The sequence below is a fragment of the Saccharothrix ecbatanensis genome, from assembly GCF_014205015.1.
In the GTDB taxonomy this organism is placed as follows: domain Bacteria; phylum Actinomycetota; class Actinomycetes; order Mycobacteriales; family Pseudonocardiaceae; genus Actinosynnema; species Actinosynnema ecbatanense.
On sequence record NZ_JACHMO010000001.1, the window covers coordinates 5,452,925 to 5,467,316 of the forward strand.

At 71.9% G+C, this 14,392-nt stretch carries 13 protein-coding genes; 10 read left to right on the forward strand and 3 right to left on the reverse strand.

Annotated elements, in window-relative coordinates; all coding sequences use genetic code 11:
- The first annotated feature begins 229 nt into the window (after positions 1–229).
- Positions 230–991, forward strand: coding sequence for an EI24 domain-containing protein (locus F4560_RS22910; RefSeq protein ID WP_312869431.1), 762 nt, complete (start codon positions 230–232; stop codon positions 989–991).
- On the opposite strand, the gene F4560_RS22915 is transcribed toward F4560_RS22910, so the two are convergent.
- On the reverse strand, positions 984–2,933 hold the full coding sequence (locus F4560_RS22915) for a beta-propeller domain-containing protein (protein WP_184923037.1): 1,950 nt from the start codon (positions 2,931–2,933) through the stop codon (positions 984–986). The genes F4560_RS22910 and F4560_RS22915 overlap by 8 nt on opposite strands.
- Before the next feature lie 155 nt (positions 2,934–3,088).
- On the opposite strand from F4560_RS22915, the gene F4560_RS22920 reads away from it, so the two are divergent.
- From F4560_RS22920 to F4560_RS22950, 7 genes are all read left to right on the forward strand, one after another.
- Entirely contained in the window at positions 3,089–3,463 is a 375-nt protein-coding gene (locus tag F4560_RS22920; RefSeq protein WP_184923039.1) for an FKBP-type peptidyl-prolyl cis-trans isomerase, read from the forward strand.
- A gap of 203 nt (positions 3,464–3,666) precedes the next feature.
- The gene (locus F4560_RS22925) at positions 3,667–4,254 is read left to right on the forward strand and encodes a YbaB/EbfC family nucleoid-associated protein (RefSeq protein WP_184923041.1); all 588 of its coding nucleotides are present in this window, start codon (positions 3,667–3,669) and stop codon (positions 4,252–4,254) included.
- A 73-nt stretch (positions 4,255–4,327) separates the two neighbouring features.
- On the forward strand, positions 4,328–4,630 hold the full coding sequence (locus tag F4560_RS22930; protein ID WP_184923043.1) for a type VII secretion target: 303 nt from the start codon (positions 4,328–4,330) through the stop codon (positions 4,628–4,630).
- The gene (locus F4560_RS45720; RefSeq protein WP_184923045.1) at positions 4,630–8,805 is read left to right on the forward strand and encodes a DUF8616 domain-containing protein; all 4,176 of its coding nucleotides are present in this window, start codon (positions 4,630–4,632) and stop codon (positions 8,803–8,805) included. The genes F4560_RS22930 and F4560_RS45720 overlap by 1 nt, the downstream gene beginning before the upstream one ends.
- Positions 8,795–9,145 carry a toxin-antitoxin system YwqK family antitoxin gene (locus F4560_RS22940; protein WP_184923047.1) on the forward strand — a complete coding sequence of 117 codons (351 nt, stop codon included), beginning with the start codon at positions 8,795–8,797 and terminating at the stop codon, positions 9,143–9,145. Before F4560_RS45720 ends, F4560_RS22940 begins: the two co-directional genes overlap by 11 nt.
- 52 nt (positions 9,146–9,197) lie before the next feature.
- The gene (locus F4560_RS22945) at positions 9,198–10,046 is read left to right on the forward strand and encodes an immunity 49 family protein (RefSeq protein ID WP_184923049.1); all 849 of its coding nucleotides are present in this window, start codon (positions 9,198–9,200) and stop codon (positions 10,044–10,046) included.
- An 85-nt stretch (positions 10,047–10,131) separates the two neighbouring features.
- A complete protein-coding gene (locus F4560_RS22950) occupies positions 10,132–11,013 on the forward strand; it encodes a hypothetical protein (RefSeq protein WP_184923051.1) in 882 nt (293 codons plus the stop codon).
- Here F4560_RS22950 and F4560_RS22955 read toward each other — a convergent pair.
- Positions 10,997–12,124 (reverse strand): glycosyltransferase 87 family protein, encoded by a 1,128-nt coding sequence (locus tag F4560_RS22955; protein WP_184923053.1) that lies wholly within the window; start codon positions 12,122–12,124, stop codon positions 10,997–10,999. The two genes, F4560_RS22950 and F4560_RS22955, sit on opposite strands and share 17 nt — an antisense overlap.
- A 206-nt stretch (positions 12,125–12,330) precedes the next feature.
- On the opposite strand from F4560_RS22955, the gene F4560_RS22960 reads away from it, so the two are divergent.
- Positions 12,331–12,915 carry a DNA-binding protein gene (locus tag F4560_RS22960; RefSeq protein WP_184923055.1) on the forward strand — a complete coding sequence of 195 codons (585 nt, stop codon included), beginning with the start codon at positions 12,331–12,333 and terminating at the stop codon, positions 12,913–12,915.
- Positions 12,916–13,128: 213 nt separating this feature from the next.
- Entirely contained in the window at positions 13,129–13,785 is a 657-nt protein-coding gene (locus F4560_RS22965; RefSeq protein ID WP_184923057.1) for an RES family NAD+ phosphorylase, read from the forward strand.
- Between the two features lie 12 nt (positions 13,786–13,797).
- Here F4560_RS22965 and F4560_RS22970 read toward each other — a convergent pair whose 3' ends face one another.
- Positions 13,798–14,382, reverse strand: coding sequence for a GNAT family N-acetyltransferase (locus tag F4560_RS22970; protein WP_312869432.1), 585 nt, complete (start codon positions 14,380–14,382; stop codon positions 13,798–13,800).
- Positions 14,383–14,392: the final 10 nt, after the last annotated feature.

The window sequence follows — 14,392 nt, forward strand, 5'->3', positions numbered from 1 at the left end:
CACCGCTCCCAGAACCGCGCGACCGCCGTTACGGGGACCACGCGACCGCCGCTCCCAGAACCGCGCGACCGCCGCTCCCAAGACCACGCGACCGCCGTTGACGGGGACCGCTCGACCGCCGCTCCCCGGACCACGCGACCGCCGTCAACGGGGACCGCTCGCCCCCCGCTACCGAGGTCGCGCGACCGTTACGGGTTCATGTGGCCGGCCACGCCGATATGCTCCGCCGGTGATCAGGGTGATGCGGGACTTCTCGACCGGTGTAGGACTGCTCGGACAGGGTTTCGGGCTGGTGTTCCGCTCACCGAAACTGCTGCTGATCGGCGCGATCCCGGCGTTGCTGACGACAGTGCTGCTGATCGGCGGCGCGGTGGCGCTGGCGGCCTACATCGACGACATCGCCGCCTGGGCCACGCCGTTCGCCGACGACTGGAACGAAGGGGTGCGCGCGGCCACCCGGTTCGCCGCCGGGTTCGCCATCATCGGCGCGTTCATCGCGATCGGGCTGCTGCTGTTCACCGCGATCACGCTGATCATCGGCGGCCCGTTCTACGAGCACATCGCCGAGACCGTGGAGGACACCCACCTCGGCGGCGTGCCCGAAGCCGACCAGGCGGGCTGGGCGAAGTCCGCCGCCGTGGGCATCCGGGACGCGGTGATGCTCATCGGCCTGGCGATCCTGTGCGCCATCCCGCTGTTCGCCGCCGGGTTCATCCCGGTCATCGGGCAGACCGTGGTGCCGGTGATCGCGGTGTGCGTCAACGCGACGATCCTCGGCATCGAGCTGACCGGCATCCCGTTCACCCGGCGCGGCCTCAAGCTCGGCGTGCGGCGGCAGGTGCTGCGCAAGCGGCGGGCCGTCACGCTCGGCTTCGCCGTGCCCACCTACCTGCTGTGCCTCATCCCGTTGGCGGCGCTGGTGGTGCTGCCGGCGGCGATGGCAGGCGGCACGGTCCTCGCGCACCGCCTGCTCCACAACCAGATCAGGTGAACGGCACCCACGCCTGAGTGGACAGGCCGTCGATCCGGGTGACCTGGATCCCGGCGGCGGACACCGTCCACAGGTCGTCGCCGATCACCAGCGCCCGGCGGATGCCCGGCTCGTAGCTCGACGCCTCGTGCCGGATCGTGCCCATCGCGGTGAACGCGCCGTCACCGAGCTTGAGCACCAGCAGTCCGCTCGGCATCGGCTCGACCGGCTTCCGCCCGACGGGCATGTTCAGCACCGGCAGCAGGATCAGGTCGCGCGCGGGCCAGTACAGGAAGGCGTGCGGGTCGAACTCGACCTCCGAGTTCGCGCCCGGCAGGTGGTGGCCCGCGACCTTGGTCGGCACGGCCGGGTCCGACACGTCGAACAGCGACACCTGCGTGCCCGTCGTGCGGCCCTGCGCAGTGGCCTCCTGGCCGACGCCGATCAGCTTCCCGTCGCCCGCCGGGTGCAGGTACGCCGAGTAGCCGGTGATCTTCAGCTCGCCGACCTTGCGCGGCTTGGCCGGGTCGGACAGGTCCAGCGTGTAGAGCGGGTCGACCTGCCGGAACGTCACCACGTACCCGACCGGGCCGACGAACCGGACGCTGTAGATGCGCTCGTCCAGGCCGAGGCCGTCGAGCCTGCCGACTTCCTGGAGCTTCCCGCCGTCCGCCTTCAGCACGGTGACCGAACTCTGCGTCGTGGGCCGCTTCTTCGGGATGCCGGGCGCGCCGGGCCCGTCACTGGACGTCGTCGCCACCCGCAGATGGCCCTGGTGCTCGGACAGCGAGTACTGGTTCAGCAGCGTGCCGCCGACCCGGCCGGACGCCACGTGCTTCGGCGGTCCGGGCTGCGAGATGTCGAACTGGTGGATCGCGGTGTCCCGCGAGGAGTTCGGCGCGGTGCGCGTCCTCGGCCGCAGGTGGTGGTCGTCTGCCACGTAGAGCGACGTTCCGGTGCCGTAGACGGTGTCGCCGTCGGCCATGATCGTCACGGCGTCGCCGTTGCCCAGGTCGCCGGGGAAGTCGAACGTCAGCACGGACAGCATGGACGTGCCCGAGTGCTGCTCGGGGTGGCTGATCCGGTCGCACGCCACCAGCGAGCCGTCCGAGCGGGAGCCGTCGGCGGCGGTCAGCTCGTAGCGCGGGAGCCACGCCCCGATCGGCGCGGTGGCGACCAGCGCCCGGTTCTCGATCAGGGATTCCGCCTCGGTGCGGCCGTCCGTCGGGTACACCCACGGCAGTCGCGGTCCGGAGTGGACGACCACGCGCACCACGCCGTCGACCTGGCGGGCGTCCACGTACCGGCCGTCCACGGTGAGCGTGTTCAGGATGCGCGGCTCGGCGGCGAGGTCGACCAACGTCACCGACGCGCCCTCGGAGTACGTCTCGTGCGGGCTGTCGACCGCGATCCGGTGCCCCGTCATGCCGTCCCCGCCGCCGACGACCAGCGCGCGGTCCTCGTGCAGCAGCAGTTGGGAGGCGTGGCCGCCGGGCACGTCGAGGGTGCCGGTGATCCGGCGGGTGGCGACGTCCAGCACGCGCAGCTTGCCGTCGGCGACCGTCACGACCCGCTTGCCGTCGGTCTTCACCAGGTCCGGCTCGTCCACACCGGCCTCGTGCGTGTTCGTCTTGGAGTGCTCGGGCGCCTCGGCCGCGACCTTCGGTGTGCCCGCACTCGACTCCGCGCCTGCCCTCGAATCCTCCACGACCTGACCGTGGGTGCTCATGAAAGGGGAGCCCAGCCCGTGAACGCCCACGTGAGGGCGGATCGCGTCGCGCAGTCCTGTCAGAGCGGTGTCGCAGGTGTCGAACGCGACCAAGTCGACCGGCACCGCTTCGATCGGCGGCACGGTCCGCCAGTCCTCCACCACGGCGGGCACGGCCGACGCCGCGCTCACCCCCACCACCAGTGCGACGCCACCGAACAGCGCCGCCCGCGAACCCCAGGGCCGTCTCGTCATGTCCACAGGACGGGACGAAGTGGCGAAAGGGTTGCGCGCCGAGTCCGACGTGGGGGGTGTAGGCCGATCGGCCTACACGAACAGTGACGTGATTGAGTAGGCCAGGACCTTGCCCAACGCCCCCGTCCGGGGCGGAGCGACACAGGAGAGTCAACATGGCCCCGAGCAAGCCCGTGGTCGAGCCGTACGAGGGCGCCCCGCCCGCCGACCTGGTGATCGAGGACATCACCGTCGGCGAGGGCCCCGAGGCGGCGCCCGGTCAGCTCGTGAACGTGCACTACGTCGGCGTTTCGCACTCGACCGGCGAGCAGTTCGACGCCTCCTGGGACCGCGGCGAGGCGTTCAGCTTCCCGCTGGGCGCCGGGCGTGTCATCGCCGGCTGGGACCGCGGCGTCGCGGGCATGAAGGTCGGCGGCAGGCGCAAGCTCGTCATCCCGGCCCACCTCGGCTACGGCGACCGCGGCGCGGGCGGCGCGATCAAGCCCGGTGAGACGCTGATCTTCGTGGTGGACCTGCTCGGCGTGAAATAGACAGGCGACCAAGGATCGTGGGCGGCCGCCGCCGAGTGGGCGGCGGCCGCCCGGTCCCCCTTGCCGCTCCGGCCGGAGAAATTCGGTGGCCGGGCGGAACCGGGCCGTTCACTATCGCGTCATCATCCTCATAGGACCGGGCAAGCCGGCCTCATAGGACCGGACATACCGGCGTCAACGCCGTCATCGAGGGGAAAGCCGCCGTGCCCGAGGACATCGGTGCGTCCGAGCGGATGCTCGGCCAGTGGCAGCAGAGCATCCAGGAGAAGGCCGAGCGCTACCAGGAGATGGCCACCCGCGTGCAGGGGATGACCATCTCCGAGGCTTCGCGCGACGGCTCGGTGCGGCTCACCATCGGGTCGAACGGCATCCTGACCCACCTGGAGATCGCCGAGTCCGCCAAGGACAAGCGGATGGCCGAGGTGTCGGCCGAGGTGATGCGGACGTTGCAGCGGGCGCAGTCTCGCATCCCGGAACTGCTCCAGCAGGCCATGGCGGAGACCATCGGCACCCAGGACGAGACGGCCAACGTCCTGTTCGACGAGGCCAAGCGCAACTTCCCCGCACCGCCGCACGAGGACGTTCCGCCACCGCCGGCGGTCGGCCGTGAGATCCGGTTCGGCATCGAGGACGACGACACGCCGCCTCCCGCCCCGCGCCCGGCCCCGCCCGCGCAGCCGTACACCCCGCAGCCGTTCAGCCCGCCGCCGCCCGCTCCCCAGCCCCCGCCGCGCCGGCCCACGCGCAGGCCGGACGACGACGACTTCGACGGGCAGTCCTTCCTCTCCTAGGCCTGTCCCGGCCCTTGCCCAGCCCCTTTCCCAGCCAACTTCCTTACCCAGCCAGCCTTTCCAGGGGGATCACATGGCCGGTTTCGAGATCGTCTCGGACACGCTCGCCGCGCACGGCAAGCAGTTGGACGACCTGGGCGCGCGGTTGCAGGGCGCGGTGGACGCGGCGAAGACCGTCAGCATGCCGACCGACGCGTACGGCATCATCTGCCAACCGTTCCGGATGATGCTCGACCCGGTCGAGCAGTGGGGGCTGGACGCGCTCCAGGGCGCCGTGGAGGCCATGGACGCCGCCGGCAAGTCGGTGAAGGACACAGTGGACCAGTACCGCGAGATGGAAGACGCGATCCGGGACAGCTTCAAGGCCGGTGAGTGATGGCGGGCGAGAACCCGCTGGTGGCGGCGCCGCCGGCTGAGCCGGGTGGTTTCGTCAACGCCGGCACCGGTGACAACGGCTGGGCGACGGGATTTTCCATCGCGGAGTCGGCGATGGACACCTACAACGGGATCAAGGACGGGAACTGGGTCGAGGCCGGCCTGGGGATGGTCGGGCTCGCGGCGGACGCGGCGGCGATGGCGATCGACCCGTTCGGGACGTTGTTGTCGTCGGCGGCGTCGTTCCTGATGGAGCACGTGCAGCCGTTGAAGGACATGCTCGACTGGTTGGCGGGCGATCCGCCGGTGATCGAGTCGTACTCGACGACGTGGAGCAACGTGGCCACCGAGTTGGGGAAGGTCGCGGAGGACTACAACAACACCGTGCGGTCGGGCACCGAGGGATGGACGGGTGCGGCGGCGGACTCGTACCGGACCAATTCGGCGATGCACGGGGACGCGTTGGCCGGTGCGGCGTCGGCGGCGGGGACCGTCGGCACGGTCGTGGGTCTGATGGGGATGGTCGTCGGGTTCGTGCGCGAGATGGTCCGTGACCTGATCGCGGACCTGGTGGGCAAGCTCATCGCGTGGGTGCTGGAGGCGGTGTTCACGCTCGGGTTCGGCACGCCGGTGATCGTCGCGCAGGCGGTGACGGCGATCTCGAAGTGGGCCGCGAAGATCGCGAAGATCATCCAGGACCTGCTGAACACGATCAAGAAGGTCTCGCCGATGCTGAAGCGTCTGGTCGAGGTCTTCGAGAAGATCATGAAGGTGGTCGGGAAGCTCGCGGGCAAGGCCACCGGGCTGGACGTGCTGGACCCGAAGAACATCAAGAAGGGCGGGTTCCTCCAGACCGGGAACGTCGACGTCGACACGCCGTCCGGGTCGCCGGGGAGCACCAGTCCTTCCTCTTCTTCGTCCTCTCCGGACTCCCCGCCGTCGACCACACGTCCGGGCGACACCACGTCCACGTCGGGTACGCCCGCGGATTCGTCGACGTCGAGGCCGGGCCGGAGCGATCCGTCCGACGTGCCTCCGCCGACGACCCGCCCCACCCGTGATCCGGGCAGTCCCGACGCTGACACGTCACCGCGCGGCAGCGCACCCGGCCCTCGGACGACCGGGCCTGGTGGCGGTGGTCCCGGGAGCCCGGCCCCTGGTGGGAACGTTCCTCACAGTGCGAGCCCCACCATCGGCGGCCCGGCCCCCGGCGGGCACGTCCCGTCAGGCACCACCGGCCCCGGCGGGAACTCCGGCGGCGGTCCCGGTGGCAGCGGCCCGTACGGCAGCCCCGGCAGTGGCGGCCCCGGCTCGGGTGGCCCCGGCAACGGCGGCCCCGGCTCGGGTGGCCCCGGCAACGGCAGCGGTGCTCCGAGCGGCGGCAGCCCCAGCGGCGGCAGCCCCAATGGTGGCAGCCCAGCCGGTGGCGGTGGCGGTGGCAGCCCCGCCGGTGGAGGCACCCCCGGCAACGGCAGCGGCTCACCGACCGCACCGACCCCGTCAAGGCTGGACCAGACCGCAACCTCGACCGCCGCCACCCCAGAAGCCCCACCGCGCGCGGACCAGCCCAACGCGCCCGCTCCATCCCGCGACCCTGGTTCCGCTCCGCAGACCAACCAGCCCGCAGCGGCTGCCGGCGGCGGCGCACCGGCAGGTGGTGGCGCGCCCGGCGGTGGCGCTCCGGGTGGCGGCGCACCGGGGTCCGGTGCCAGGCCAGGAGCGGGCGGCGGCTGGACCGGCACGCCCGGCACACCTGCAACGCCCAACACACCTTCCGCGCCCAACACACCTTCCGCGCCCAGCACAGCCGGCACGCCCAGCAACCGGGGCGACCTCGGCACGGGCGCACCGAACACCCGTAGCCCGGAAAGCCCCAGGCCGTCCTCATTCGGCCCGTCAAGCACCGGACCCACGGGTCCGTCGCACAGCGGCCCAGGCAACAGCGGCCCCACGCACACAGGTCCCGGCGGCGCTGGCCCTTCGCACAGCGGACCCGGCGGCACTGGTCCGTCACACACCGGACCCGGCAACAGCGGTCCTGCGCACAGCGGACCCGGTGGCACTGGTCCGTCGCACAGCGGGCCGTCGAACGCGGGACCGCCGCACCACCGTGGCGGGCCTCAGGGCGGCCCGTCGCCGAGCACCCACCCGGACAACGCCCGTCCCCGAGGCGGCGACGGACCCGGCGGCCACCCCACCTCCCCCGACCGCCCGAACCCCAACGGCCCCGGCCCGCACAACCAGCCCAGGCCCCACCCCGACGCTCCCCAACCACCACACCGCAGCCCGGACGGCCCACCGCAGCCCCGCCGCGACGCGGACGCCGGCACCCACCGCGCCCCGGACGGCCCACCCGCCCCACGGCGCGACCCCGACACCGGCCCACAACACCGACGAGACCCGGACAGCGCCCCCCACCCGCGCCGCGACCCCGACTCGTGGACACCGCCACGCCGCGACCCGGACGGCATGCCCAGTCCCCGACGCGATCCGGACGGTCCGCCCAGCCCTCGTCGTGATCCCGACGCCGGCCCGCAGCACCGCCGCGACCCCGAATCCCCGCACCGGGACCCCAACCGCAGCCCCAACGACCGCCCGGTCGACCGTCCGAACGACCGCACCGACGGCCGCACCGACACCGATCAGCCGAACACCGACCGTCCCGACGGCACCAACCCCGACGGCACCCACCGGGACCCGGACACCGACACCCCGGACACCGATCGCCCCGACGCAGATCGACCGGACATCGACGACGCGCACGCCCGGCACGGCGAGACGACCCCCGCCGGTATCTCGCACCACCGCGGCGACCCCGCCATGGGCGACCTACCCCACCGCGTCCCGGCCGACCCGCGCTACTTCACCGCCGACGTCCACATCACCCCCGACGGCCGCGCCCGCATCGGCAACAACACCTACACCCCCGAGCAGTACGGCGATCTCCTGCGCCGCAACGGCTGGGACGGCAAAACGCCCATCCGCCTCATCGGCTGCGACGCCGGCACGAACAACTTCGCCAACCGCCTCTCCACCCACACCGGCGCCGACGTCCTCGCGCCCACCAAACCCGCCTGGACCGACAGCAACGGCCGCGTCTACACCAGCGACGCCCACATCGGCCCCGACGGCAACCGCCAACCCAAGATCCCGCCCAACGGCGAGTGGAACACCCACCGCCCCGACGGCAGCAGCGCCAAAGCAAGCGACGACGGGTTCGCCCCCGGCACCAACACCACCGACCAGCACGACCTCGACCCGACCGACGCCAAGGACCGGGCCGCAGACGACACCACGAACGACACCACGGACGACACGGCGAACGAGGGCAGCGACGACAAGTACGCCCGCGACCCGCAGTTCGACCACCACCCGGACCAGCCGCCACCGGACCCGTCGCAGCCCCAACGGCTGGAAACGCTCGACCCGGAACGGTGCACGTTCGACGAGAACGACCTCATCACCCACTACGACGGTCGCCCGATCGACGACTACCAGCGCGAGGTGCTGACCGACCGGGCCAAGCTGATCCAGTCGAAGGTCGAGGACCGGTCGATCATCCCGGAGGAGATCCGGAACGACCCCCGCCGCAACCCGGACAAGTGGCCGACCAAGAACGTCGTCTGCGTGTCCGTGTCGATCGACCACCGCACCGGTCACGTGTACGAGTCGATCAACGGCGCGTCCACGGACGTCATCCCGAACGACAAGCTGCACCCGGTGCTGCACGAACGGCAGGAGGCCATCCGCGGCAACCCGCAGCCGGACGGCTCGACCCCCGGCTACATCCAGCCCGACCGGCGTCCGGGGCTCGAAGGCCAGCCGATGTCGAACAAGCACGGCGAGATCAGGTACGACTACCCGATCAACGACGCGCCGACCCGGCACGCCGAGGTGAAGAACGTCAACCAGATGCTGAACGACCGCGGCGTGCCCGCCGACGTGTCCCCCGAGGAGCTGGACCGCATCCTGTCCGAGATGATGGTGGACAACGCCTTCATCCCGCCGGGCAAGGGGCCGAACGCGACCGGGGACTTCCCCGACATCGCGCCGTGCTGCGCCAACTGCACCAGGATGATCGACGGCGTCCCCAGCGCGACCGAGAAGCTCACCCAGCCGCCGTTCCACCCCGAAATCCAGACGCTCCCACCGAAGGTCACCCACCATGCGAGTTGATGCCGACGACGTCGAGGACGACGGCGGCCTGGTGTTCTACCAGGGCGAGCCGTTCACCGGCGAGGTGGTCGAGCAGGGCCCGGACGGCAGCCTGGCGACCCTGTACACCTACGACACCGGCGCCGAGGACGGCCCGTACCGCGAGTGGTACCCCGACGACCGGCCGTACAAGGAGGGCACTATGCGCATGGGCCTTCCCGTCGGCCTGCACCGCAGGTGGCACCCGAACGGCGTGGTCGCCGAGGAGACCCTGTTCGGCGACCACGCCGACCACCTGGGCCACCGCAAGTGGGACGAGAACGGGAACCTCCTGGTGGACACCATGCCGCCCACGCCGTGACGGCGGGCGCGCACCGGCCGGACACCAAGAAGACGACGGCGAGCCGGTCGAAGTGAGCCGGCATGAGATGTTCCCGGCTTTCTCCGCAGGGCAGTTGGAGAAGCTGAAGCAGCTCGTCGAAGGCGACGTCGCGGCGGTCGCGACCCGCACGCCGGCGCTGAACAGCCTGCTGTCGAACGCCTTGCGCCACCTCGGCCACCAGTGCGCGGTCGACCCCAAGGGCAGCAACGGCGGCACGTGGGACAGCCTGCTGTTCGCCACGCGAGTGGGTTCGGCCATCTTCACGGTGGCCACCGCCGAACCGGGCACGACTGTCGAGCTCGACCTGGGCGACCGGTCGGTCCAGGCCACCGCGACCGGACCGGAGTACTTCGCGTCCGCGACCACCTGGCTCACCGCGACGTGGCTGGCCTACGCGGCCCGTGACGAGGCGACGATCCAGCAGCTGGCGGCGGTCCCGGTGGACGTGCTGCGCGCGGCGGACGACTCGGAGCCCGAGTACGCGTTCGCGATGGTCGACATGCTCGGCCGCTTCGCCCGCCAGGAGCCGGGCGTCGCCGAAGCGCTCAACGCCGCCCTGCGCGCGACCGACCCGGCGGGCCTGCACCCGCTCCGGCGCGACTACGTGCTCAAGATCGTGGTGCCGCTGCTCGACGTCTTCCACCACCTGGGCGACGAATTCAACCGGGCGCTGGCGGAGGCGCTGGAGCTGCACAAGGAGTACTGGACCCGTACCGACGACGACGCCGACTCCCCGTTCGGCTTCATCGCCCTCGGCCCGCTGGCGTTGGCGTCCTTCGCGCACGACACCGGGACTCCGGTCGCGGTGCGGTCCGACTACCTGCCGTCGCGCGTGGTGGACGGCACCCGGGTCCGGGAACGCGGCCTGGCAACGCCGTGACTCGGCCGACCGGACCACGTCGACGTGTTGTGGCCGTTAAGATCAGCGGCACATTGTCGGGGGGAGCCAAAGGGGTGTTCGTCGCATGAGCCAGCCAGCCACACCGCTGAACGAGCAGGAGCAGAACCAGCTCGTCAAGCAGATCGGCCGCGCCATGCTCCCCGCGCTCCCACCGGGCTGGCAGCGGGTCCGCGCCGAGTACCGGGCCGCCGGTCGGCACATCGAGGTGGACCTGGCGTTCGCCGGCCCGGACGGCCAGTGGCGGCCCGTGCGCCCGCCGATGGACATGGTGCAGCTGCTCGGCCAGCTCCGCACCGGCATGTACGAACCGGTCCGCGGCACGTGGCTGAGCGCCGTGTACGAGATCGAGGCGCCCGCGGCGTTCTCGGTCGACTTCAACGCCGAGGACGAGCCGCGCTGGCGCAACGCGCCGCCGCTGATCGGTTTCCAGGACGAGCTGCGCACGTTCCCCCGCCAGGACGAGCGCATCCCGGAGTGGCTGCGCCAACGGCTGGGTCTGCCGCCGCTCCCCACGCCCGTCGAGCCGGAGCCGGAACAGCCCGCCGCACCCGTCCAGCAGGTCCAGCAGGCTCAGGAAGGCGAACTGCGCACCGCGCACGTCTACGACGGCCGGGACGAGGAAGGCCGTCCGGTGGTCAACCGGCAGGCCATCGACCGCCAACTCGGCGACGCCCTGCTCGGCTACCTGGAAGGCGCGCCGGTCGTGCTCGCCGCACGCGACCTGGACGTGGACGAGTTCGTCCCCACCGACCGGGACGTGCCGCTGAACTTCCGCACCGACGGCGCCTGGATCTGGGCCGGCGCCGTGCCGCACTACCTGCGCAAGCACGGCCTCCCGCCGGAGCCGGACCTGGTGGAGCACATCGTGGCCCGCGGTTTCCGGCTCGGCGAGGTGGACGAGGCGACCCGCGAACGCGCGGTCGCGATGATCACCGGCGGGGCCTGACGAGCACCACCAGCACGGCGAGGCCGACCCACACGTAGGCGTTGCCGACGAGGTGCTGCCACCACGTCCACTGCAACTCCAGGTCCTTCTCGTGCGGCAGGTACCACATCGGCGCGACCAGGAACAGCAACGCGAGCAGCCCGGTCCACAGCTTCGACCGGTAGGCCAGGTAGATCAGGCCGGGCGCGATCCACACCCAGTGGTGCGACCACGACACCGGCGACACGAGCAGCCCGCCCACGGCGACCGCGAGCAGTGCCGCCACGTGGTCGTCCTTGGCGCGCGCGACGGCGACCCAGACCAGGACCACCACACCGAGGCTGAGCAGCCCCCACACGACGGTCTCCGCCGTCCCGGTCAGCCCGAGCCGGTGCACCAGGCCGCGGAACGACTGGTTGCCGACGTACGCGAGGCCACCCACCCGGCCGGGGTCGAGCAGCGCCTCGAACCAGTACTGCTTGGTGTCCGTCGGCGCGGCCACGAGACCGGCCAGCCCGAACCCGACGAACGACGCGAACGCCGTCACCACGGGCTTCCACTGGCGGCGGGGCAGGAAGAACAACACGAAGAACGCGGGCGTGAGCTTGATCGCGGCGGCCAGGCCGATCAGCAGACCACGCGGCCACTTCGTCTTCGGCAGCAGGCAGTCGAGCGCGACCAGGCCCATCAGCAGCAGGTTGATCTGGCCGAAGTCGAGCGTCTCCCGCACCGGTTCGAGCACCAGCGACCCGGCGGCCACGCCGAGGCCGACGAGCACGGCGCGTTCACCGAGGCCGTGCACGTGGCGCGCGGTCGCGAGGCAGACGACGGTGAGCAGCACGAGGCCGAGACCGGTCCACACCAGCACCGCCGCCGACCACGGCACGACCGCGAGCAGCGAGAACAGGGCCGCGGCGATCGGCGGGTAGGTGAAGGGCAGCGCGGGCCCGTCCAGCGGCTTCGGGAAGCCATCGGCGTACAGGCGCACGCCTTCCAGCCACGCCTCGCCGCCGACGCGGTACACCCGCAGGTCGATCAGGCCGGTGCCCGACCGGATGAGGACCACGGCGAGCGCGACGGCCATCACCGCCACCCACACGCCGACGACCCGCTTGTCCGTTCGAACCGGCACCGCCACCGAACACCCCCGATATGTCTTCCGGCGGCATCGTAGCCGGCGGCCGGGACGACCTGCCGATGCCCCGAGTGAGGTCGACATCACCATGCCCCACCTCGCTCGTTTACGTAGGGTGGCGAAGTGTGCGCACACAGTCGAGCACTTCGGACGATCGGGTTACCTGGGCGCACAAAAGCGCACGCACGGGATACCCTGTGCGCATGAGTCCCGCGCTGGAGTCGGTGTTGGCCAAGGCAGGCCTCCAGGTCACCCCGGACGAGTTCCTGTCGCTGGTGGCCGATGCGGCGAAGAAGCTGGCGCCGCCGCACCCCGATCCGGCGAGCTACTTCCCACCGGACCAACGCGACGCGCTGGTCGAGGTGGGCCTGGACCTGAGCCCGCACCGCGTCAGCGACGACCAGGGGCGCGCGCGGACCGTGGTGGCGCACGCCGTGCTGCGGGACTCGGCGCTGACCGTGGCCGAGGCCGCCCGCCAGCTGGGCGTGGACACCAGCCGCATCCGGCACCGGCTGGGCGTCGGCCGCCTGGTCGGCTGGAAGGACCGGGGCAGCTGGCGGCTGCCCGCCTGGCAGTTCGCCGGCGGTGGCGTGCTGCCGGGGCTGGAGGCCGTGCTGGCCGCCGTGCCCGCGGACCAGCCCGCGCTGGTGGTGGCCGGGTTCATGACGACCGAGCAGGAGGACCTGTTGGTGGACGGCAAGCCGACGACGCCGCGCGAGTGGCTGCTGGCGGGTGGCGAGCCGCGCCGGGTGACGGCGCCGGCCGCGCAGCTCGGCACGCCTGCCTGACCCGACCGCGACAACCGACGACCGCCACAACTCCATCCAACGGCCAACACCTCCGACCGCCGGCAACACCAACGGCCGGCGACACCGACCGCGAGACACCGGCTGCCGAAAACCCCCCGCGACAACCCTGCCGACGACGACGCCGTCGGCCACGAGACCTGCCGTCGATGACCTTGCCGTCGATGATCCTGTCGCCGAGAACCTTGGACGCGAATGTCACGGCTTCCCTTGCCGCCCGCTCCCGCTGTGCTCCAGGCGAACCTGCGCCGCACCGAGGACGTCGTGGCGGTCCACCGGGCCACCCGCTTGGTGCGCATCTTCGCCGCGAAGGGCCTGCACCCGCAGCGGTGGAACAGCTTCCGGTACACCGGGCCCCTGCCGCACGCGCGGTTCGACACCCAGCCACCCGGCCCCGACGGGTCGCCCACGCACGCCCACGACCAGGGGGTGCTGTACTTCGGGCTGTCCGTGCGGACGTCGGTGGCGGAGGTGTACCAGGCGACGTCCGTGGTGGACCGGCGGACGCGCAGCCCGTTCCTGGTGGTGCTGCGCCCCCGGCGGACCCTGCGGCTGCTCGACCTGGCCGGGCTGTGGCCGACCAGAGTGGGCGCCTCGCAGGAGATCAGCTCCGGGCCGAAGGCCGTGACGCAGCAGTGGGCGCGGGCCATCCGGGCGGCCTACCCCGAGTTGGACGGGCTCTGGTACCGGTCGTCGATGGACTCCGGCGATCCCGCCGTGTGCCTGTGGGACCCGCCGGGCGGCTCCGGGCTGCCCGTCTCACCGGACGTGCTGCTGCCGTTGGAGCACCCGGGCCTGGACCTGCCGCTGGCGCGGGTGTGCGAGGAGCTGAACTACACGCTGCTCGGGTGACGCGCGGGCCGCTCAGACCTTCGTCGCCTGCCTGCCGCGTTTGCGTGGCGCGGGCAGGAACCGGCCGTACCTGACCTCGGGCAGGTGCTGGTCGCCCAGTTCGTAGCGGTGCACCAGCCCGTCGTGCCGCCAGCCGTGCGACTCGTAGAACGCCCGGCTCTTGGTGTTGTCCTGGAACACCCACAGGACCGCGTACCGGAAACCCTGCTCCATCAGGTGGCGCACCGCGGCCTCGTGCACCTCGTGGCCCGCGCCCCGACCGTGGTAGCGGGGGTCGGCGTAGATCGCCACCAGCTCACCCGTGTGCAGGTCGGGGTGGGCGTCCTTGGACTCGCGGACCGCGTCGACCGCGCAGTACGCCCCGATCTTGCCGGTGCCGTGCTCGACCGCGACGAACACCCGGCTGGGGTCCGGCAGCCGCAGCACCCGCGCCCACGCCGGGAGCCTGCTCTCGGGCAGCATCCGGTCCAGCACCGGGTCGTCCACTATCCCCCGGTACGAGTGCTGCCAGGCGTCGACGTTGATCCTGGCGATCTCGGGCGCGTCGTCGGGCTGTCCGGCCCGCACGGTCCACTGCATCGGGAGAGCGTGCCGCACGCACGGCACC

Coding starts and splice junctions, on each gene's coding strand:
- F4560_RS22940 (WP_184923047.1), top strand. CDS start 8,795: ATGCGAGTTGATGCCGACGACGTCGAGGACGACGGCGGCCTGGTGTTC.
- F4560_RS22950 (WP_184923051.1), top strand. CDS start 10,132: ATGAGCCAGCCAGCCACACCGCTGAACGAGCAGGAGCAGAACCAGCTC.
- F4560_RS45720 (WP_184923045.1), top strand. CDS start 4,630: ATGGCGGGCGAGAACCCGCTGGTGGCGGCGCCGCCGGCTGAGCCGGGT.
- F4560_RS22920 (WP_184923039.1), top strand. CDS start 3,089: ATGGCCCCGAGCAAGCCCGTGGTCGAGCCGTACGAGGGCGCCCCGCCC.
- F4560_RS22915 (WP_184923037.1), bottom strand. CDS start 2,933: ATGACGAGACGGCCCTGGGGTTCGCGGGCGGCGCTGTTCGGTGGCGTC.
- F4560_RS22930 (WP_184923043.1), top strand. CDS start 4,328: ATGGCCGGTTTCGAGATCGTCTCGGACACGCTCGCCGCGCACGGCAAG.
- F4560_RS22960 (WP_184923055.1), top strand. CDS start 12,331: ATGAGTCCCGCGCTGGAGTCGGTGTTGGCCAAGGCAGGCCTCCAGGTC.
- F4560_RS22965 (WP_184923057.1), top strand. CDS start 13,129: ATGTCACGGCTTCCCTTGCCGCCCGCTCCCGCTGTGCTCCAGGCGAAC.